The following is a 20,581-nucleotide window of genomic DNA, read 5'->3' as shown; positions in this document are numbered from 1 at the left end:
ATGGTTTAACCGTTTAGATTTCGATTATGTTTATGTTGTGGGTTTCAAATGCCAATAGGTTACACGCTTTTATGACCCCGTTCACCTTAAGCTTTGTCACAGTTTCGTCAAAAATTAAACAGAGGGGTTTTAGATTAGAGTCTACCTCAATTTCAAGCATCGCCCTTTTTTTGATCTGAATACTGATTTTAGTATTCAAATCATCTTCGAAAGAATATACCGCTTTGGGTTCTCCAAAAATTCTAAAACAAAGATGCTTATAAGCATTGAGTTCGTTGGAGATGGTGTCTCCCCATTCGAAGGTATCGCCTAGATTAAGCGGTATGATTGTATTCGCTTTGGCATAAACGGGAATTGCCTCTAGGGATGCTGGAACTTGAACGTTTTTAGGACCTTTTACCTCCTTTCCTGTGAAAAAGTTAATCCAGTTGCCTTCTGGAAAATAGACCTTGCGTGCTTTTTCGCCTTCGTTTATGACAGGAGCAATCAAAAGATTTTCACCAAACATATATTGATCCCATAATTCATGGGTGTTAGGGTCCGATTCAAAATCGACGATCATGGCGCGCATCATCGGAAGCCCTGTTCGAGAAGCTTTTAGAGCTTCACTGTAGATATATGGGATTAAGTTCATTCTTAAATTTGCATAATAGCGATAGAACGTTATGGCACGCAGATCACCGGAGCGCTCATAGATGTTCCATGGCGTTCGATCTTGATTGAGCTCCCCTTTGCTCTCTGCATGATACTGCATAATAGGGCAAAAGGTTGCCATTTGAGTGGCTCTTATAAAGAGCTCAGCGGTGGGAACATCGCCGCTAAAGCCCGCCAAATCCCAACCCCAAAATGGCAGCCCTGAAATACCAGAGGATAATCCAGCAAGAATGCTTCTTTTGAAGGCGTCAAAATTAGAACGTTCATCTCCTGCCCAATGTGCAGGAAATTGATTCGCCCCACGATACCCAGCTCTTGAAAACGTAATCCCACTATTTTGCTGAGCAAATTTATAATAAGCACCTATATAGGCGTTGGGATAAGCATTGCGCATGTCACTTCCAGTCCGACCATCACTGAATTTCAGATGCCTCCCGAATACAAATTCGCCGCCATCTGTCTTAAAACCATCTACACCGAGGTCGTCAATGAGATATTGTCTTTTCTTAAACCACCAATTCGTCGCTTCTTGATTTGAGAAATCCATGAGTAAACTGTCTTTAAACCAACCTTCTGGAATTCGATAAGGGGTGCCGTCTTCATTTAAAACGCCAAAACCTTTTTCTATGAAATACTGCTCATCAGCTTCTTTTTGAAGATGGTGCAGACTTGAAATATGTTTGATCACTGGGATTTGCCAAAGTATGCATTTGAGATTGTGATCGTGTAAATGTTTTACAAGGCCTTTGGGATCAGGCCATCTGCCCCAACTTGGAAATTCAAAATCTTCATATTTAGGCGCATTTCCCCCTGCTGTTTCGCTGTACTTTGCATCGTTAAAGAGATAAAATGTGGCTTCATCACTCCAAGCTTCAATGACCAAAACTGTGGCGGGAATATCCAGTGTCATGGTTTTTAAGACTTGTTTGCGCACTTCATCATCGCTATCCCAGTTGTTGCTAGACATCCATGGTCCGAAAGCCCATTTTGGCAACATCACAGGATAACCGGATAGGCGGGCATTTTCTGAAATGACGGTTTTAAAATCTCCTGGGATTATTTTTAGCGCCATTTCACTAGATTCTACTGCTATCGAATAAGAGTCGGGGTTTTTTTCACCCATGTCAAATGTGGAATAGGCAGTGGTGTCTAGAAGCAGCCCATAACCATGATCACTTGTGAAAAAAGGCATCGGGATATAAGTTCTGAGCCCTTGTTCTTTGTATTGGTTATAGACGAAGTTATCAGGTGTGTGACCGGATTGATTCAGCGCATTATAGCGTTCTCCAAAGCCATAGAATTTTTCTTTTTGATTTTTAAACTCACCTGTAAAGGTCATGATTTGTCCTTGATTTTGAGTGTACTTGAGCCAACTCTTATCTGTGGCTTTTAAGAGGATCTTATCAGCTTGTGTGTATTCAAAAGCATTGGTTACCAAATTCAGCTGTAATCGGTATGCGCCCTTTTCAAGTGAAATGAGTGGATTTTTAGGAGGAGATTCCCACTTGATGGAGTCTGTGTTTAGCATACTGGCATCTAGGCTTAGAACACCGTGATCTCCAATTTGGAATTTGAGTACTAAATCATTTGTCCTTAGCATTACATGGTCTTGTAAGACACCCGATGTTTCAGAACAAGAGGCTGTCGTCTTTGGTGTCACTGTAGGCTTATTAAACTGGATTCCGATGACTTCGCTCAAGTGCAAATGTTTTTCAGCCGATACTTCAAATTTAAAAATTTCAGTAAGGACATCAGGTGTGTTATCAAAGTGAAAATAATACGAGATGGTCTCGCCTGCCCTAAAGGGACCTGCTTGGAATTGCCAATATTTTTGATCTATGATTTTTCCCGTGATTTTAGTATCCTTGCAAACGAGTACCACAGGATCATCCATTTTCAATGGGAAAGCAATGACTTTAAAGGTCACTGGGTCTCCTACTTTAATCTGTTTTGGAAACCGTTCATCCTCTCTGGGTTCATAGCGATTGCCATTGCCATAGGGCACATGTAGGATGAATCTTTCATTGACCTTCCCCAGTGCTTCAAGCTTTTTAAAGATGAGTTGATACAATGAAGAAGGTTCAGCAATTTGCTTGAGAATATCCCTTGTAATCCTGTGTGTCCCTTGGTCTAAATAATACCAAGCCAAAAGTAGCATTTCGGTCTCAGTGCGTTTTTCATCATGTGAATGGCTTTGAATGGCTTTTACCGCTTCGACAAAGACCAAGTCTTCGGGTTCAAATAGGCCAAATGGGACACAAACCAGTAACATTTCGGGATTTGTCTGTGTTTTTTCAATATTGCTACAGAGTTGTCCTTTTCGAATATAATTTTCAAAGACATAGGCTTTCATTTTCTTTAAAGTAAAACTGATTTGATCTTGCTTTAAATACAAGTTTATGTTGCGAAGGCCTCCATAGACGCTTCCAAGAGTCAACAACGTGGTAGTGTCTTTTTCCCAGCTTTCAAGTAGCACGTGCACGATCGCTTGAACTTTCGGATTTTGAAGATATTCTACGCGATGATTTTTCCTGATGAATTCAGAGACCATAAATAGTAAAACGCCTTGCCCTAAAAGTGTACTTTCGATAGGGGGTTCTGATAATGCTGTTTTTAAAATGGATTCACTGTGCTCTGTGTCATTCATCCATTCATAATATAAAAAATCAAAGAGCTGATTTAACGGATGCATCATTGTATTCACCTCATAATTCTTTTGTTAGGGTTGGTGATGTTATTGTTCTGATAAAGCTTGCAGATACGAATTCGGCACACGGCCAGATTAAGGGGTTGATAAAACAACTGTTTTCATCATCTGCTGAGATGGCTTCTGGCATCAGACCATAACGGTTGCTGTGTTCAGTGATCCAATGGTATTTTTTTTCGTACGTGTTGAGGTCACCTGTTAGAAACGCATATTCAGCACAGGCAGCAGTGTTAAAAATCCAAGGACCGTGATGATATTCTTGTTCGCTATAGCCTATGCCATCTTCAAAATAAGCGGCATTTTTTAAAAGGGATTGATGTGTGCTTTTCATATGCTCAGTGTTTTCAAAACCGTAGAGCAACCCAAAATAAACAGGTGTGTCGTATTTCTTAACCAGATCGTCGTGATAACTCACATAGCCATATTGGTAACCTTCACCTTCTAAGTAAGTGTTTTCAATTCCTTCAAGGATTTCTTTGCACAGCGTTTCCAATTGGGATTTATAAAGGCCATCTTCTATTAATTCAATACTGGCTTTCACACCTCCATAAATGAACATATTGGAAGAGGTGATAAACGCGGGACCATAGACACCCTCGTTAACGCCCCCTTCTGGGCCAATCATCCCCTTTTTCTTTTCACAATTCAATAAGGCGTCCATGAGACTCTTAATAGCATTGGGACTGATTAAAAGTTCTCCTGTAATTTTGTAATAATCGTAGACATTTTTCATAAAATAGCCAATGGAATCCAGCTGATGAAAGACGCTATTATTAGCACCTTCTGAAGGTTCGCCATTACCGTTATATCTTTGATAAAATTCACCTGAAGCTTTGCGCTTTCGATTGTAGAGATAAACCATGACTTCTCTAGCTTCTTTGAGATGACCCGAGAGCAGAAAAGCGCGTGCCACCATCATAGAATCTCGTGCATAATAAGAGGGCAACCCTTCAGAAAAATAATGACCTGTTAAATCGGCAGGTACAAATCCCTTAATCGTTGCAGATTTGATGGCGATTTGATTTATATTGACGATGTCCTCGTAGGCTTTACGCTCACAGGGGTATCCACTTTCTAAATAGGATTTCCAGTAAGTTTGAGCCATACTTTGCGCCGTACGAACAGGATAGACCTTCAGTGCATCCATTACTGCGCGTTCACTTTTTTCAAAGACGATCCCCCACATAAAGGTATAGGTTTCATTGGGCATAATGCGCATCGGATGGCCGATGAGCACGCCTACCATATTTGAAGTTTCAAGAGGATGTGATGATTTTTCATCGTAATGCACTGCATTGGTGGTTCTGTATAAAAATCCAGTGGGGCTTTCTTCTATGAGATATGCCTTTGAGCCGTCTTCAGAACCATCTTCAGAGCCTACTTTAACACCTATAAATGCCGTCCCTATATTAGCGATCACTTGATTTTCCATAATTTTAGCCGATACGTGTGCTGTATTTCGCAATATGAGATAGGTATAGACTTCGATATCGAGGGGCTCATGACGCCTGTTCTTAAGAGTCGTTTCAAACCCTAGTTTAGCCTCATCAAACCCATAAGCTTGATTTGTAATTTGAATTTGGTCTTGGTTAAAGAGATCTGTCATGATGAAGCCTTCTCGTATTTCTGAAATGCTAGGGTGCATATGGACCTGATGTGCGGATCTGGTTTCTTTACGGTTACCGTAGTAAAGCGTGTCACCAATTTTAATGAGTGTGCAGGCGCTGTGAATTAAATCCACATCAAAAGTGTCGTAAAATAGATGCTGAATACCAGTGCCTTTTGCATCGATGATCCCTTCATTCATGCCATAGATGCCCGAGAGCCTCTCACTCCCGATTATTCCAATTCCAGGATATCGTTTTGTCATTTGTTGTCCTCCATGATTTGTAAATCGTATAGGCTAAGAATCCAGCACAGGTTGCAAAGTGTTCACCTGTGGTGGGAAGGCCTGAATGTTCATCTATGCTCTCACATGCGATATAATGGTCCATTTTCGTTTTTCTGAGCATGTCGTAGGCGATCTCTTTTCTGCCATTGAGCAGACTGTTGCTGATGGCTAATATCCAAGGATGGTCTGCATGTGAACATCCAAGTTCTTCAAATGTAGTGTCTTTAAAATAATGTGGAAACGCATCTGAATAGAGCGCATTAAGCGTATTTTTAAAAATAGCATCTTCTGCATCTACAAATCCATAATAAGCAAGTAATGTCAAACTGCCAGGCGGTTCATCGTAAAAATCATGATGACCATTCAGATCACCACTCCATGCGAAGCATTTTTGATCTGATTTTATGACAATGAGATGCTCAAAGATGGCTTCTTTTAAAGCGTTCATGCGCGTTATGACCTCTTGAGCACGTTCGCTCTGACCGTAGTATTTAAAGAGTTTTTCATAAATACCAAAAACTTTCCAGACTAAAACGTTATTGTAAGTTAAATAACGATAAGTATGCATGTCATCTGTTGGCATGAGAAAAGTTTTATAGAGCTCAATCTCTGGATGACGTTCAAGCATTAATTTTTCATAGAGCATTTGAATGCCCTTTTTTACTTGAAATTCTTCTAAGATCGTAAAGTCCTCTGTGTGCTCTAAGTATTGTCCTAAGGCCAATATAAAGGCGCAGAGTTCATCGAGTTCAAATCCAGGCTCAAGTATTGTCCCGTCAATATAACGGCTGTGTATCCCTGCATTTCGGATTTGCTTAGAGTACACATACTCCAGTGCATGCCTTGCGATTTTAGAGTCCATCATTAAAAATGCTGGAAAGCTCCAGAGCAAACTGTCTCGATCCCAATAAGCGGCACTGACGTAATACCTTGGACTTCTGGAAGTACATAGAATCATTTCTTCTGTATCTAGGGTTTTGCCAGAGGCATAAAAGTAATTAAAAAACTGATTTAAATTCAGTAGCGTCATCAAGTGGTCGTCCCCTATGATTTGAGTTCTTGCCTTTAACCACTCGCAGAGTTCTGCTTTGAGTCCATCCGTTGTTTCTCTTTGAAATTCAATAGCCTGTGTTGCGGCACCCACTTCTTCAAGGCCTAAGCCGCAGTAAATGTCAACGGTTTGAGAGTGGCCTTTTTCGATTGAAAAAGCTTTATAGAGTTCAAAGTTAATGGCACTGTTTAAAGGACTGTCCATGGGTTCTTCTGTATAATGAATATGATCAAACCCATCATCGGTCTTAAATCCAAATGAAAATAAAGTGATGCCCGTTCTAAAATCAAACATCAGATTTTGATTCCACAAACTGTGATAAACGTGTTTTTTACCTTCGATGATCTTGGACTCATTAATGCTGTGGAGTACTTTTGAGAAATGTCCTTTGATACCGATATGGCCGTCAATGGTTTTAGTCTCATCTGTAAGTGTCCATCTTAAAATAAAGCCTTTGCGTTCAAGTGGCGCGATATATGCGCCTTTTACTTGAAGTGTGCCTATGTTTGCAGTAAAAGTGGGAATCCAATAATGTGCTCTTGCCCACTTTATGTTTTCCAGAGGTTTTTCTACGCCCTCTATTAAAATGACAGGTTTTAAAAAGGGATCTCCACAGATTTCGATTAGACCACGGTCTCTCATACTCAAATAATTGATACTTTCAATTTCACAGGATTCATTAATCATCGGCAATGATACATATTCATTGCCTGTTGGATAGTATGTTTTATGCATTTATGTGCCTCCAAAATAGATTGCTAAAAAAGGCCGCCAAGGACATCAATGTCTTTGACAGCCTTTAAGGGATCGCATGAGTTTTAGTGCTTATTCAAGGATGCCTTCAATGGCTGTTTTGGCATCTTTAAGCGCTTGTTCAGGTGTTTTTTGACCTAATTTGGCTTGATCGAGTTCTTTGCCAACGAGATCGGTGAGTTCGTTCCAATTGCCGATAACTGGTGGGACCACTAAAGTATCCAGTGCTTTAAAAACCACGTCTCTACTTTCAGGAGGCGTTTTTTCTAAATATGAGGTGAGCAAGGTTTCATCTGTTAATGCTGGAAGTTCCCAACTTGAGTCCACTCTGATCTGAGCGGCTTCTTTACTAGAAGTTAGGAATTTTACCCATTTCCATGCGGCTTCTGCATTTTTAGTATCTTTAGAAATGGCCACGCCGTTTGCAAAGAAATGGTGTGCTTTTTGTGTGTTGCCAGGTTCTAGTGCGATATCCCATGCAAAGTCTGCATCTTTGAATGAATCAAACATCCAAATGCCGGTTCTGAGCATTGCGATTTTCCCTGCCCTAAACAAGTCCCCATCAGATTGACCACTCATTTGAGCATCACTTGGCGATACGTGATATTTTTCGATTTTATCAATCATCCATTGCAAGGTTTCGATATTTTCTTTACTGTCTATGAGGACTTCGGTTTTATCGGCGTTGAAGATTTTGCCACCATTTTGTTCAATGGTTTTATAGAACTCCCAAAACTGAACAGGCGCATAAGTCCCAAAAATACCGGCATCTGCATCTGTTAATTTTTGAGCGGCAGCGAGTTCGTCTTTCCAAGTCCACGATTCATTTGGATAATCAAGATTTGCTTTGTCAAACAAGTCCTTGTTGTAGAAGAAAACCACATTCGAAAAACTTTCGACTAATCCGTATTGTTTGTTATCGTATCTAAAGGCATTGAGTGCTGTGCTGTTGAATATGCTACTGTCGAAATCGGTATCTGCCTTCATGAGATCGTCCATGTTATAGAGTGCTTTTTTAGAAGCGTATGTGACGAAATTTTCGTAGTTGAGTTCAAACGTATCCGGTGCTGTTTTAGACGCTACTACCGTCTGTAATTTGGTAAAATAGTCTGCAAAAGAATAGGTTTCGTAAGTGATTTTAATGTCTGTATTTTGACTTTCAAATTCAGCAATCATGGCGTCGAGGTCTTCAAGATGATCAGGTGCTGCTGAAAAAGTCATGTATTTAATTTCAATGGGTGCTTTAGTGCTTTCAGCTTCGGGTGTATTGGTTGCCGCGGATGCACTTGGGCTAGTTGATTCTGCTGTAGGTTCATTTGTGTCCACTGCCTTCTGTGTACAGCTTGATAACATACCCATTAACATCACTAAGATCAGTAATCCGATAAAGCACTTTGGATATTGAGTGCTTTGATTTATATCAGATTTTTGGTTAGAATGACCGTTCATAAAAAATCTCTTCATTTGTTTGCCCTCCATTACTTTAACCCAGTGTGAGTCATGCCTTTGATAATATACTTCTGTGTGAATATGTAGACAAATAAAATTGGGAATATACTGATCACAGTACCTGCCATAAGTACGTTCCAATCCGTTGTCCATCTGCCTTGAAGTGCTGCAAGTCCCAGTGGTAATGTCATATGAGCAGTATCACTGGTTATGATCAATGGCCACAGAAAATTATTCCATGATGCCATAAATCCAAAAATCCAAAGTGTTGCAAATACTGGTTTTGCCAAATGAATAATGATCCTGAAGAATATGGTGATGTACCCAGCGCCATCCATGAAGGCCGCTTCTTCTAAACTTTTTGGAATCCCTTTAAAAAACTGTCTCATCAGAAAAGTACCGAAAGCACTAAACATACCCGGTAAAATAAGTGCTTGATAAGTATTCGTCCATTTAAACAGATTCATAATGATAAATAGCGGTGTTAAAGTCACTTGTGATGGCACCATCAAAGTGCCTAGATAAATATAGAAAAGGACTTCTCGACCTTTAAAATCAATCCTTGCAAAGGCATATCCTGCCATTGCACATATAAAAACTTGGAAGAATGTACTTGTTAAAGCCACAAAGACACTGTTCAAAAAGAATCGCCCCATGGGCATGGCACTGATGACTTCTTTATAGTTGTCAAAAGTGATTTCTTTTGGAATCCACTCTGGTGGTAAGAGCATCGTCGCATCAGAAGATTTTAAAGAGGTGGACAACATCCATAAAAATGGAAGGAGCATAACAATACTGCCCAAAATTAAAATCACGTAAAATATGACTTTTTTCAGTGTGCTTTTATTCATCATAATTCACCCACTTTTTCTGCAATTTATTCTGAATAATGGTGATGATGAAAATTAAGGCAAACAGTACCCATGAAATTGCCGAAGCATATCCCATTTTGTAGTAGCTAAAGGCATTTCGATAGATTTGTTCTACTAAGACGCTTGTGGCTCCAGCAGGTCCACCCGCTGTCATAATCCAAACTTGATCAAACACTTGGAATGAATTGATCAGTGATATGGTGATGACAAAGAATGTCGTTGGGGATAACAATGGCCATGTGATATACCAAAAATTTTGCCAGCGATTGACGCCATCTATACTGGCTGCCTCATAGTAATGATCTGGAATTTCTTGAAGCCCTGCTAGATAAATCACCATGATAAACCCAATGTCTTTCCAAATACTGGTCATGATAACCCCTGCCATGGCCCACTTAGGATCTTGAAGCCAACCTGGACCCACGATGCCAATCAGGGATAACAAGTAGTTGATGAGCCCGTATTCAGAATTTAAAAGCCATCTCCAAATCATTGAAACTGCCACCCAAGAAGAAATCACCGGAATGAAATAAAGTGCCCTAAAGACCACAATGCCCTTTAGCTTTTTATTCATAACCAGTGCAAGACCAAGGGATATACTCAGTACCAGCGGCAAGTACCCCGCAATGAAAACAAGCGTATGTTTGAAAGCTTCTCTAATCGTCGGGTCATTAAGAACCTTGCTGTAATTAGATAAGCCCACCCACTCTATATCACCGATCAAATCCCATTTACTAAAACTCAAGACAAAGGACGCGATTATGGGGATGATGACGAAGATTAACATGCCAATCAAACTGGGTAATAAGAAAAAGGCAATGGTTAGATATTTTTTTATGCCCTTATTGCCTACCAAAAGATCACCTCCTCTTGTCTATATTTTACATTCAATGTGCTTTACAGAATTGCGTTCAATAATTTCAATGTCTAAAATCACATCTTTCTCTATCTTTGAGTTGCCATTTTTTAATGTATCCATCAATATATTAGCGGCCTTCATGCCTTTGTCAAATATTTTTTGATCTACAGTGGTGAGTAGCGGATATGTCATTCTGGAAATGGATAAATTATCAAACCCGATAATGCTGATATCATCAGGTACTTTTATATTGGCGGCATGAAAGCTTGCAATAGCCCCTGCTGCAATTAAATCTGCTGTTGCAAATACAGCTGTAACAGCTTTGCATTCAGTCACTATTTTTTGCCCCGCTGTTATACCACACTCATAACTGACCGAATCCGCATAGACATAATTTTCATTAAAAGGAATATCAGCTTCATCAAGCGCTTTTCTATAGCCTAAAAAGCGTTTTTCTGCGACACCATCTTTTTTGAGGTGTCCAGTGATAATAGCGATTTCTCGATGACCTTTTTCGATGAGATGTTGAGTCGCAATATAACCCCCATAGAGGTCATCGATGCCAAGATTATAAAAATAGCCATCGTGGATATAACTGTCTATCAACAACACTGGAATATTAATCTTTTTGAGTTGTTCATAGAACCCTTCTTGATAGATGCCTAAGATAATCGCCGCATCTAAGTTCCAATTGATCAAAACATCGAGATAACTGGAATCTTTATCGACCCCCGTGAGCATCATATAATAATTTTTTTCCCTGAGCTTACTTTCGATGCCGCTTACGATTTCACTGTAAAAGGGATTCTCAAGTAAAAATTGCTTATGTGTCTCCGTTTGTGGAATGATCACCCCGATCATCTTAGACTTTTTTGAAACCAGACTCCTTGCAGAGTAATCTGGGATATATCCAAGTTCTACAATTGCCTTTTCGATTTTGGACACTGTCTCAGCAGACACCCTACTGCTTCTCTTGTTGATGACATTGGATACGGTCATTGCGGACACCCCTACATGTTTCGCAATATCTTTTATCGTGACTTTCGTAACAATCCCCTCCTTCATGTACATGCTCTCTTGAGCCTCTTCTATTTTAATAGGTTTATCGTTAAACCTATTGGTCTAAAAAAAATACCCGTTGGTATTGTAATCTAGGTGGGTCAAAAATGGTGTGCTATTTATGTCGAGAACAAATTAGAATTCATATCAAGTTTAACGTTAAACTCATCTGTTTTAAAAAAAACGAACTACGCCGCTTCTAATTTAAATATATAGATTTTGTTACGTTTTGTCAATATAAAACTGCAATAAATTTAAAAAAGCTAGACTCTGAAAAAGGACATCATTCTATTTTCAACGGCCTAGCCTATCGGATTCATTAAATGCTATATTTGCGATATGGGGCTATTTCTTCTGAACTACCAGTAGATAGCGATGCTCTGTACTCTCCACATAACCCTTGTGTTCAATTTCATGATGCAGTTTTATAAGCTGATCAAAACAGCGATCAACACTGAAGTCTTCAAATTCCCATTCAATAATTTTGGCAAAATACACAAGTGCACCGATATCCATAAATCTTAAATAGGGAAATTGTTCATCTGAACTCAAAATTTCAAAACCTAATTGTTGCGCTTCTTTTATTTCATTTTCAAGATGATGTTCAAATTTCGGTTTTTTATTTTCAGCCTGTAAAAGTTGTTTTGAAAATTCGAAATTGTTAAGTCTGCCCACTTGTTGAGTGATAAATAGGCCACCACTTTTTAACGTTCTATAAACTTCACGTAATTCAAACGACTCATGTCTGTTAATGATGATGTCAAAGGCATTGTCTACTAAGGGTAAATTGCAGTCATCTTCAACGTATTTAACGGTTATCCCAAGAGGCTTTAGTTTTTCTTCACAGATTGTGACATTTGGTAAATAGGATTCTGTCACTGTGGTGAGTTGATGAGGATGATTGAGTGTCAGTAAAAACTCACCGCCACCAGTACCCATGTCAAGCAGTCTATCAGTGGGTTTTAGATGATGTGTTACGATTTTTCTATAATCCCAACGAATCTCTTCTTCCTCTGTTCGCCCATCCAAGTGTGAAAAATTCCAGCCTCTAAAAACGTACGCTTCTTCATTTTTCCATATTGCTTTTAATGCTTCTCTTTTCATTTGATTGCTCCTTATATAGTTAAATTGAGCTCTATAAAAGGCCGTACAGTTGACTGATCACATGAAATGCAAGCTCGATACAATCTGAATGCATGTCATGCTTGACTTTCATAGTGCTATTCATACTTTGGACAACGCGTTCGAGCTCCCTTTAGAAAAATATAAAAATATAGTTGCTTAATACATTTCATATTTTATTTGTTTAGTTTACAAAAGTTGTGTTTTTTACTTTCCACTTTTCTAAAGCTATGCCAACCCAAAACCCGTAGATTCCAACTGTAACGATAGTAAGCAACAACCATTTAATCCAATTTCCAAATAAACCGATTGCCGAACCATTAAATTGTAATCTTCGACCATTAATAACAGTATGATTGATTTTCCAACCATACACCATACACAATGCCCATGGATAGCAGATACCTGCAGTAAAACTTGTTATAATTCCGCCTAAAATAGTCCAACCTATAAGTTGAAGTAGTCCACCATCAAAATAGGATTCTCCTCTTGATGACATATTGTTCGTATTCATGGTTAATTCGTCCATTGTGCCCCCATTATGTATTAAGCAACTATAGATTATCACAAATGAAAATCAAAATACAATTGAGGCGTTTATGGCGCATATAGAGAAATTATACACTAATTTTATATTAATGAGAACCCTAGGATTAAGAAATTTTAACAATATGAATCAGGTCTGTCTAGCATCTCTTGTAATCTTTCGAAATACTTGCCAACATGTACACCGTCCATCACAACGTGATTGACTTGTACAGATAAAGGCATCTTTATAAAACCGTTTTCTTTAAAGTACTTTCCAAAAGCGATTCTTGGAATGGTGTCAACGGATTTTATATTTATGGGATGGGTCAGACTTGTGAAGGTCACCCAAGGTATGCTGGTGATATAGAGTTGGTCATCTCTGTTTTGTTCATCTTCAAGGTTTACAGCGCCTTGTAGTTTTTGTATTTTATCGAGTGCAGAACGTGTAAAGATACTCAGATCGTTTGAAAAAGGTACTGAACAAAAACTAAACACTTCCGGTTGTGTCATTATTGTAAATGAGGGATTTATAAGATCATGCTCTATGATTTCATCTGCTCTCATTCTGTATCTAAATTCAGGAATCTCATTGGCGACCTTTGTGGTCACATAAATCATTGTCGTATAAAAGGATAGTGTCTTTGATTTTATATGTGCATAAAATTTAGTGATATCTACATTGGCACATATATTGAAATGTGGATAGTCTATGGTTTTGAATAATTCATATTGTGCTTTTCTCGGCCAAGTTTCCAAATTGATTTTTTTTTCCACTGTGATCTCCTTTGCGACAGATCTTACTTATATCTTCGACCATAGGCTTCGCGAGCTTTAGTTGTAAAATGTTTTACAAATGCTGTCTTAGCTTCAGTATAAGCGTCACGATTATTCTTATGAAGTGCCAATAAGTCCTGCTTTAAATGACTGTATGCAACGATTACTTCGGGATGATCTATTAAGTAATCTCTAAAATAGAGCTCGTCCCAGTCGCCGGAACTTCTCATATGCAAATGGTAGACTTTTTCTGCAAAACCGTCATTGTTATAACCTTTATTAAAAGCATAACTTAAAAAAGGCGTCATTTGAAATTTCATCAGAGTCCACCCATTTTGACATAGAAGTGTCATGACGTCAGACATTGCAGCGTCCCTTTTTATTTCTAATAAAATATCCACAGTGGGTTTAGAAAGGAGTCCTTCTACAGCAGTGCTACCAATATGATTGATTCGCGAGATGCCTTTATCTGAAAGGTAGTTTTGAATATCTGAGGCTTCATCATCATACCATGTTTTGTAATGTGCGTTGTGTTCTTTTAAAACGATCGGAAATAATGTCCATAGTTCTTCGTTTGTCATTTTTGATAATGCTTTATTCATGTTGTTCCTCCAAAATTTTTAAAATAATGTGCTATTTCAAAGTATACCATATAGTATGGGTAAGATAAACGGAACTGCAAAGGTAAGAATAACCCCTGTTATCAAAGCAACAAGTCCAAGTTCGGTACCGACGAATTTAGTCACTGGAACTAACATCGTGTCCATGTTACCTGCTGCTCCACTTGCGATTGCACTGCCTTTACTGACTTTAATCAATAAGGGCAAAAAGAGCACTGTGAAAAATTCGCGCATGACATTTACAACAAAGCCATACGTCCCTGCTTCAATGCCATAGACTTGTGTCATAAAGGCACCTGTAATACTGTAGTAGCTCATACCACTTGCTGACATTACAGAAATCGAAAGGGGTACATGCAGTATTAAGCCCGATAGACTGCCACCTATTAAACTGCCTAAAAAAATTGCAATTGAAATATAGATGACTTTGAAGCCTAATAGTTTAATATAACCCAATACGTTACGGTTATGACCTAAGCTAATACCAACGCCGATGTACAGTAAAATAAGTGATCCAGCTAAAGTGAAATCAAGTAGGCCCACTTGTGCGTCTGACAATAAAAAATAGCCTAATGCGACGCCTAATATAATACTGATTGGCATTGCGAAAACTAAAGGTGACTTTTGGGGCGCTTGATCGGATTGAACTTTACTTTCAATATCAAGATCTCCAATATATAATTTTTCTCTAAGTGTTTCTAGAGGTAAAATTAATTTTTCCACGAATAATACAAATCCAACACTAAAGAGAATTGAACTTAAGGCAATAATTGTGCAATTGATTCCAATTGTACCTAAATTGTGCATAATAGAATTATTTATACCGATATTCATGCCAATTGTAAGCAATAAGAGGAGTAGAGCAGTGTTGATCACCCCGTCTACGTATTTTAATACTGGACCTCTAATGCCAATTAATAAACCTGTCCCTAAACACAAAAATGGTATCCAAGTCATGGGATTATACTTTGAATTACAGTGTTCTTCATGGCTTCAACAGCTCTTTCTATGGCTAATGCTTTGGCTTTTTTTATGGTACATAGTCCAGTGATTTCCGATTCGATGGCCCCTTCTATTTCACCACTAATCAGATGGCCTTCTGTGCCATCTTCGAGGGTCATCGGAGGTGTTTTGTAAGTACATTTATAATGCATGACAAAATTTTTATAAAATGGTAAATAGTAATTTCCAGAGAAAGTATAAGTTTCAATTTTCACAGTAACCGTTTCAGTTTCATAATCGCCGTTTATGATCATATGTTGGTCGATATTTTTATCCTTATATTCAAGTTCAATCTGATAATTTTTCAAGTTACTTGATTTTCCAAACGACGCAGTTTGATTTGAATTAAATTTTGAAGTATAGAGACTTAAATCAATCACACCTACTAATCTTAGAACAATCAGAAATAGAACTAATATAAGTGCAAATTGTAGAATGTATTTTTTTCTAGATTGCATAAGGTGCCTCGCTTTTGAGGTTTTTAATTCATTAGGTCTATCGTTTGAGTGTCAAAACAGATAATAGAAACTATTTTTTAAATGATTTTTATAATTTTTTGATTGAATTCCAATGAGTTTTCCAACATAGGAAAATGACATGAATCACAAATAAACAGTACATTGATTTTATCATCAAGGGCCTTATTCCAGCCTAATTCATTTTTTATGATTCTATTATCTTTTTCTCCTCTATCCCCGTAAAATGCATAAATATCTTGAGTAATATTATAAACAACGTCACTTAAATCTAATGCTCTAAGTTGCATTGGCAATTTTTCTGAATAGTAAGGGCTTTCTTCTCTTAGCATGTTTTCTATGGGCTCTCGATGAGTGTTGAGGTTATTTACATAAACTAAATTTTGAAAAAATGGTGTTGGCGACAATATATAACTTTCCACTAAAATCAGTTTTTTGATCTTGTCTGGATATTGAGCTGCTAAATATAAACCAATTAGCCCGCCCATGCTATGACCAATTACGCTATCATAGTAGTCCACTTTAGAAAGATTATTTTCATATAGATATTCGACATATTCATCAAGGCTGTGAAATGCTGATATTTTATCACGTGGCCAGTCGATGATGTCATATTCATATAAAGTATGATCAAAGTTTATTGAATTCCAAATCCATGATTTACAGGCGTAACCGCTTAATATTAATATTTTTTTCATGTATACAAACTCCTTGTCTATAGCAACAATTACCTCATATGACTTATATGACTATGCCGCCATTGGGAGATAAAACCTGCCCAGTCCAATAATCGCCTCCATCTGATGCCAGAAAGAACACCGTTTCAGCCACTGCTTCAGTTTCTCCAAATTTGCCAAGTGGTATTTGTTGCTCCATGAGCTTAATATCCTCTTCATCATAATCTTTCATCATATCGGTATTGATGATGCCAGGTGCGACACAATTGACCCTTATATGAGATGGACCAAGTTCTTTCGCTAAAGCCTTTGTAAACCCAATCATACCAGATTTTGAGGTGGAATAATGCACTTCACATGACGCGCCAACCATCCCCCATATAGATGAAATATTGATAATTTTACCACTTTTATTGGGTAGCATAATTTTTAGAACACTTTGAGTACAATTAAAGACACTTTTTAAATTTACACAGATCATATTATCCCATTCATTTTCACTAATATCTGTAAAGAGCTTTGTCGCGGAAACACCAGCATTATTCACAAGGATATCGATGTTTCCAAATGCTTTTATGCAGTACTCGATCATTTGGTCAACTTCAGCTCTCTGGGTGACATCTGCTTGATACAAACGATAGCAAAAGCCATTTGCGGACAAGTATGCGCCTAATGCTTTGGCATTTGCTTCAGATTTGTGATAATTTATAAGCACATTATATCCATTTTCTGCAAATTTTATAGCAATGGATCTCCCGATACCTTTAGCAGCGCCGGTAATAATAACGGTTTTATTTTTCATAATTTATAAGCCCTCATTACTTCTAATTTCAATGATGGTTCCCTCAGGGGCCACAAGCTTAAACAATTTGCCACCTTCCACTTCATAAATGTCTTTACCTTCTTTTTTTAGAAAGTGATTAAATCCAGTAGCTCTGATTTTTTGATATTCAAATTCTATATCATCTGTAGACAGTGCAAAGTGAACCATTCCTTTGCTATTTTGGTTGTAATCACTTAATGTCTCGCCCGTTTTATTGGTTTGAAGTTCAATCATAACCCCTGTTTGTTCTAGCCATGTGTTGAAGGCTCTTTTATGAAAATTGGGAGTCTCTTGAATCAGTTTGAAACCTAAGATAACGGCATAAAACTGTTTTGAAGCTTCATAACAATCTGTTTGAATACAGATATGGTGCATTTTCATATCGTTTCTCCTAAAATTCTTTATGATCTTTAAAGGGCCTTTTCTTGCGATGTTTTTATATACCGCCTTGTATAGGGACAAATGTTTATACATTGACCACATATAGTTGACTCAATATTTTCAAGGTCGCTTTTTTTTCTGGCCTCTTTTCGACATGCGCTTGCATCATAAAAGGATGCTCTTGCCATGCCCAAATGCCAGTTAATGCCCTTAACGGCTTTACCCTCGCATACATCGGTACACAAGGTACAATTGCCACACTTAGATTCATTTATTGGCGTTCCAAGGGGGAATTCTAAATTTGTGAGAACGGATGTCAATCGCACTGCGGAACCATAATCTTCTGTTATAAGTAATGCGCATTTACCGATCCAGCCCATACCTGCTCTAGTTGCCACTGTTTTATGTGGCAAATCTGTCTGTAAACTCTCGCTTGATGCGACAGTAGTTGTTGTTTTTGCAATGGCTTCATAACCCAAAGCTCGGATCTCTTTTGCCACTTGTAATGCAATTTGATCTAGCTTAGCATTTAATCTCTGATATTCTTTATAGTATTTCTGATTTGGACCCTCAGCTATATTTACCACGATTTCAGGATTAATAGCTTTAGCGATGCTTATGCCATAGTTTAAATGATGTCGCTTTTCTAGTGGGATCTCTGATAAATCTGCAAAACCCACTTTATCAGCACCAAGTTCAAGGATATATTTTTCTAAATTCATTTGGCTTGCCACCTTTCTTTGGGTTTTCAAAGATTTCTTGCGCATATTAGATTAATATGCCATGGTTAGAGTGTCCAGCTATACTACTGCGCCCTTATTCAGCGGAATTTAACAATTTAGCCATATCGATGATTTTTTGATCTAATGTCTTATCTTCTTTAGCGGGAATTTCATTTGTTTGAACTGTGGCAATAACGCCTAATGATTTAGTATTGATCATTCCCAATATGATCTTAGCGGTCTTGATCGGCCTCTCAAGATTAGATAAATCGTCACCAGCACTTAATAGGATCAAGCCTTTTTTTGGTTTCATATAAAAATTGGGATCGGCACGTAGCACTTTCTGCGCATAGTACCTTTGAAATCGACTCACATAACTCAACAAAGGGCCTGATAATTCTGAAAAGTAGATTGGAGATGACAAGATAACATTATCAACTTCATTCATAAGATCATAAGTTTTGCTCATATCATCTTTGATGGCGCAGTCATTTTCTTTCCAGCAGTAACGGCAGTCTATGCAGGGACTTACTTTTTCATCATAGACATTGATCAGTATGATTTCCCCCTTTAGTGCCTTTGTCAAAGCGTCGATTATAAATCTTGAATCTCCGTTTTTTCTTGGGGAACCATTTAGTATGAGTGTTTTCATTTGTTATGCCTCCTGTGTTCAGTGAATGATTGAGTAAGTTTATCAACCACTCTAAACCCTTGCTATTTTTCCATTCAATAGGCGATGGATGCTTTGATCTATTGATCCAAATAATAATATTTGATTTTTGAATCGTTTTGAATCTAAATAAGATGTAGTTGCTCAACAAACTAATTTCTACCTCAATAAGAAACACCAGGAGCATCAATTGTTTGAACATATATATTGAATCCACTTCTATAGGATTCTTTTTCTACTTCTACAGTTATAATGTACACATAGGGTTGGACACAAAAAATCAAATTTAAGTTATAATACAGTTATGAGTAGAAAAAGAAGAACATGGACCCCTCAGGAGAAAGTAGAAATAGTGCTAGAAATCCTTCGAGAAGAAAACACATTATCTGAATTATCAAGAAAATATGAAATTGCACAGCCAATCCTCAGTCGCTGGAAAATAGAGTTCTTATCAAATATGTCAGTGGTCTTCGATAAGAAAGGCGAAGATATAGACAAGTTGAAACAAGAACACGAAGAAGAAAAAGAACATCTGGTGAAGAAAATTGGTGAACTCACTATGGATGTAGATTGGTTAAAAAAAAAGCACAAACAAGTATCCGAAATGAGGAAAAAAAAGCTTTAATTGATTTTAAAAACTCAAATCTAACCGTAAAACATCAGTGCGAACTTATTGATCTACCAAGGTCCACAGCATATCATACGGTCATTGAACCTGAACCTGAACCATCACAGGCTGAGATAGACATCAAAAATGCTATTGATAGGATCCACTATAAAGAAGCCTCCTACGGAGTAAGACGTATTCGAAATGAACTGAAAAATCTCGGTTACAATATTGGCAGACGCCTTGTCAAACGATATATGGATGAGATGGACATTGTCGCTTTTTATCCAGGTCCCAATTTGAGCAAACGCGCAAAAATGGCTAAGACATATCCTTATCTTCTTAGAAATATGAAGATTTCAAAGCCTAATCAAGTTTGGTCAATAGACATATCATATGTGGGTACCCCTACTGGATTTGTTTATCTAACCGCAATAATTGATTGGTATTCTCGCTTTATTGTAGGCTATTCTATAAGCAATACTTTACAAACAGATACGGTCACCAGAGTCGTTAAAGATGCTGTAAGAAAGCATGGGATGCCTGAAATAATCAACAGTGATCAAGGTAGCCAATTTACATCAAATGCTTACATTGACTTAATAAAGAGTTACAACTACACAAAAATTAGTATGGATGGCAAGGGCCGTGCTACAGACAACATCGCAATTGAAAGGTTTTTCAGGTCATATAAATGGGAACGCCTCTATTTAGAGTACCCAGAAACAGTGACAGAGGTAAAAATACTCACAAAGAAATATATTGAACACTACAATTTTACACGTGGACACCAGAGTTACGACTATAAAACGCCAGCTGAAATCTATTATGATATTTCACAACAAGCGGCCTAAAATTATGAAAGGAGTCATAACTATAAATTA

The 20,581-nt window shown here is 37.8% G+C and carries 19 protein-coding genes; 1 reads left to right on the top strand and 18 read right to left on the bottom strand.

Annotated features, from left to right (window positions below):
• Positions 1 to 13: 13 nt before the first annotated feature.
• From F3D3_RS14970 to F3D3_RS14885, 18 genes are all read right to left on the bottom strand, one after another.
• On the bottom strand, positions 14 to 3,349 hold the full coding sequence (locus F3D3_RS14970; RefSeq protein WP_069875189.1) for a TIM-barrel domain-containing protein: 3,336 nt from the start codon (positions 3,347 to 3,349) through the stop codon (positions 14 to 16).
• Between the two features lie 10 nt (positions 3,350 to 3,359).
• Positions 3,360 to 5,231, bottom strand: coding sequence for a hypothetical protein (locus tag F3D3_RS14965; protein ID WP_069875187.1), 1,872 nt, complete (start codon positions 5,229 to 5,231; stop codon positions 3,360 to 3,362).
• Entirely contained in the window at positions 5,191 to 7,038 is a 1,848-nt protein-coding gene (locus tag F3D3_RS14960; RefSeq protein ID WP_069875185.1) for a glycoside hydrolase family 125 protein, read from the bottom strand. Before F3D3_RS14960 ends, F3D3_RS14965 begins: the two co-directional genes overlap by 41 nt.
• A gap of 90 nt (positions 7,039 to 7,128) precedes the next feature.
• Positions 7,129 to 8,520 (bottom strand): sugar ABC transporter substrate-binding protein, encoded by a 1,392-nt coding sequence (locus F3D3_RS14955; RefSeq protein WP_175438394.1) that lies wholly within the window; start codon positions 8,518 to 8,520, stop codon positions 7,129 to 7,131.
• Between the two features lie 14 nt (positions 8,521 to 8,534).
• Complete coding sequence (locus F3D3_RS14950) at positions 8,535 to 9,359, bottom strand: carbohydrate ABC transporter permease (protein ID WP_139132110.1); 825 nt, start codon at positions 9,357 to 9,359, stop codon at positions 8,535 to 8,537.
• Complete coding sequence (locus F3D3_RS14945) at positions 9,349 to 10,233, bottom strand: carbohydrate ABC transporter permease (protein ID WP_069875183.1); 885 nt, start codon at positions 10,231 to 10,233, stop codon at positions 9,349 to 9,351. Before F3D3_RS14945 ends, F3D3_RS14950 begins: the two co-directional genes overlap by 11 nt.
• Before the next feature lie 18 nt (positions 10,234 to 10,251).
• The gene (locus F3D3_RS14940; RefSeq protein ID WP_084389075.1) at positions 10,252 to 11,307 is read right to left on the bottom strand and encodes a LacI family DNA-binding transcriptional regulator; all 1,056 of its coding nucleotides are present in this window, start codon (positions 11,305 to 11,307) and stop codon (positions 10,252 to 10,254) included.
• A 333-nt stretch (positions 11,308 to 11,640) separates the two neighbouring features.
• Positions 11,641 to 12,399, bottom strand: a complete 759-nt coding sequence (locus F3D3_RS14935) for a class I SAM-dependent methyltransferase (protein ID WP_069875181.1) — start codon at positions 12,397 to 12,399, stop codon at positions 11,641 to 11,643.
• Positions 12,400 to 12,601: 202 nt separating this feature from the next.
• Positions 12,602 to 12,946 carry a DUF898 family protein gene (locus F3D3_RS14930; RefSeq protein ID WP_207645388.1) on the bottom strand — a complete coding sequence of 115 codons (345 nt, stop codon included), beginning with the start codon at positions 12,944 to 12,946 and terminating at the stop codon, positions 12,602 to 12,604.
• Positions 12,947 to 13,080: 134 nt separating this feature from the next.
• Positions 13,081 to 13,719 carry a chloramphenicol acetyltransferase gene (locus F3D3_RS14925; RefSeq protein WP_069875179.1) on the bottom strand — a complete coding sequence of 213 codons (639 nt, stop codon included), beginning with the start codon at positions 13,717 to 13,719 and terminating at the stop codon, positions 13,081 to 13,083.
• Between the two features lie 23 nt (positions 13,720 to 13,742).
• Positions 13,743 to 14,321 (bottom strand): GrpB family protein, encoded by a 579-nt coding sequence (locus F3D3_RS14920; RefSeq protein ID WP_069875177.1) that lies wholly within the window; start codon positions 14,319 to 14,321, stop codon positions 13,743 to 13,745.
• A 36-nt stretch (positions 14,322 to 14,357) separates the two neighbouring features.
• Entirely contained in the window at positions 14,358 to 15,296 is a 939-nt protein-coding gene (locus F3D3_RS14915) for a lysine exporter LysO family protein (RefSeq protein WP_069875175.1), read from the bottom strand.
• Positions 15,293 to 15,799, bottom strand: a complete 507-nt coding sequence (locus tag F3D3_RS14910) for a hypothetical protein (RefSeq protein ID WP_069875173.1) — start codon at positions 15,797 to 15,799, stop codon at positions 15,293 to 15,295. The genes F3D3_RS14915 and F3D3_RS14910 overlap by 4 nt, the downstream gene beginning before the upstream one ends.
• Positions 15,800 to 15,876: 77 nt before the next feature.
• The gene (locus tag F3D3_RS14905) at positions 15,877 to 16,515 is read right to left on the bottom strand and encodes an alpha/beta fold hydrolase (RefSeq protein ID WP_069875172.1); all 639 of its coding nucleotides are present in this window, start codon (positions 16,513 to 16,515) and stop codon (positions 15,877 to 15,879) included.
• A gap of 43 nt (positions 16,516 to 16,558) precedes the next feature.
• Positions 16,559 to 17,296, bottom strand: coding sequence for an elongation factor P 5-aminopentanone reductase (ymfI, locus tag F3D3_RS14900; protein WP_069875170.1), 738 nt, complete (start codon positions 17,294 to 17,296; stop codon positions 16,559 to 16,561).
• 3 nt (positions 17,297 to 17,299) lie between these two features.
• Positions 17,300 to 17,698: a VOC family protein gene (locus F3D3_RS14895; RefSeq protein ID WP_069875168.1), complete on the bottom strand. Its 399-nt coding sequence runs from the start codon at positions 17,696 to 17,698 to the stop codon at positions 17,300 to 17,302.
• A gap of 29 nt (positions 17,699 to 17,727) precedes the next feature.
• The gene (locus F3D3_RS14890) at positions 17,728 to 18,420 is read right to left on the bottom strand and encodes an epoxyqueuosine reductase (protein ID WP_069875166.1); all 693 of its coding nucleotides are present in this window, start codon (positions 18,418 to 18,420) and stop codon (positions 17,728 to 17,730) included.
• Positions 18,421 to 18,514: 94 nt separating this feature from the next.
• Positions 18,515 to 19,072, bottom strand: coding sequence for a flavodoxin family protein (locus F3D3_RS14885; RefSeq protein ID WP_069875164.1), 558 nt, complete (start codon positions 19,070 to 19,072; stop codon positions 18,515 to 18,517).
• 322 nt (positions 19,073 to 19,394) lie between these two features.
• Here F3D3_RS14885 and F3D3_RS14875 point away from each other — a divergent pair.
• A protein-coding gene (locus F3D3_RS14875; protein WP_255364392.1) for an IS3 family transposase occupies positions 19,395 to 20,551 on the top strand; the annotation gives its coding sequence in 2 pieces (ribosomal slippage) (positions 19,395 to 19,677 and positions 19,677 to 20,551; 1,158 coding nt in all).
• Positions 20,552 to 20,581 lie beyond the last annotated feature (30 nt).

Source organism: Fusibacter sp. 3D3 (assembly GCF_001748365.1).
Lineage (GTDB): Bacteria > Bacillota > Clostridia > Peptostreptococcales > Acidaminobacteraceae > Fusibacter_A.
This window is presented reverse-complemented; position numbering and strand designations above follow the sequence as displayed.

What these genes read in the sequence shown, in the direction of transcription:
- F3D3_RS14970 (WP_069875189.1), bottom strand. Translation starts at nt 3,349, where the DNA reads ATGATGCATCCGTTAAATCAGCTCTTTGATTTTTTATATTATGAATGG.
- F3D3_RS14965 (WP_069875187.1), bottom strand. Translation starts at nt 5,231, where the DNA reads ATGACAAAACGATATCCTGGAATTGGAATAATCGGGAGTGAGAGGCTC.
- F3D3_RS14960 (WP_069875185.1), bottom strand. Translation starts at nt 7,038, where the DNA reads ATGCATAAAACATACTATCCAACAGGCAATGAATATGTATCATTGCCG.
- F3D3_RS14955 (WP_175438394.1), bottom strand. Translation starts at nt 8,520, where the DNA reads ATGAAGAGATTTTTTATGAACGGTCATTCTAACCAAAAATCTGATATA.
- F3D3_RS14950 (WP_139132110.1), bottom strand. Translation starts at nt 9,359, where the DNA reads ATGATGAATAAAAGCACACTGAAAAAAGTCATATTTTACGTGATTTTA.
- F3D3_RS14940 (WP_084389075.1), bottom strand. Translation starts at nt 11,307, where the DNA reads ATGTACATGAAGGAGGGGATTGTTACGAAAGTCACGATAAAAGATATT.
- F3D3_RS14935 (WP_069875181.1), bottom strand. Translation starts at nt 12,399, where the DNA reads ATGAAAAGAGAAGCATTAAAAGCAATATGGAAAAATGAAGAAGCGTAC.
- F3D3_RS14930 (WP_207645388.1), bottom strand. Translation starts at nt 12,946, where the DNA reads ATGGACGAATTAACCATGAATACGAACAATATGTCATCAAGAGGAGAA.
- F3D3_RS14920 (WP_069875177.1), bottom strand. Translation starts at nt 14,321, where the DNA reads ATGAATAAAGCATTATCAAAAATGACAAACGAAGAACTATGGACATTA.
- F3D3_RS14915 (WP_069875175.1), bottom strand. Translation starts at nt 15,296, where the DNA reads ATGACTTGGATACCATTTTTGTGTTTAGGGACAGGTTTATTAATTGGC.
- F3D3_RS14910 (WP_069875173.1), bottom strand. Translation starts at nt 15,799, where the DNA reads ATGCAATCTAGAAAAAAATACATTCTACAATTTGCACTTATATTAGTT.
- F3D3_RS14905 (WP_069875172.1), bottom strand. Translation starts at nt 16,515, where the DNA reads ATGAAAAAAATATTAATATTAAGCGGTTACGCCTGTAAATCATGGATT.
- ymfI (WP_069875170.1), bottom strand. Translation starts at nt 17,296, where the DNA reads ATGAAAAATAAAACCGTTATTATTACCGGCGCTGCTAAAGGTATCGGG.
- F3D3_RS14895 (WP_069875168.1), bottom strand. Translation starts at nt 17,698, where the DNA reads ATGAAAATGCACCATATCTGTATTCAAACAGATTGTTATGAAGCTTCA.
- F3D3_RS14890 (WP_069875166.1), bottom strand. Translation starts at nt 18,420, where the DNA reads ATGAATTTAGAAAAATATATCCTTGAACTTGGTGCTGATAAAGTGGGT.
- F3D3_RS14885 (WP_069875164.1), bottom strand. Translation starts at nt 19,072, where the DNA reads ATGAAAACACTCATACTAAATGGTTCCCCAAGAAAAAACGGAGATTCA.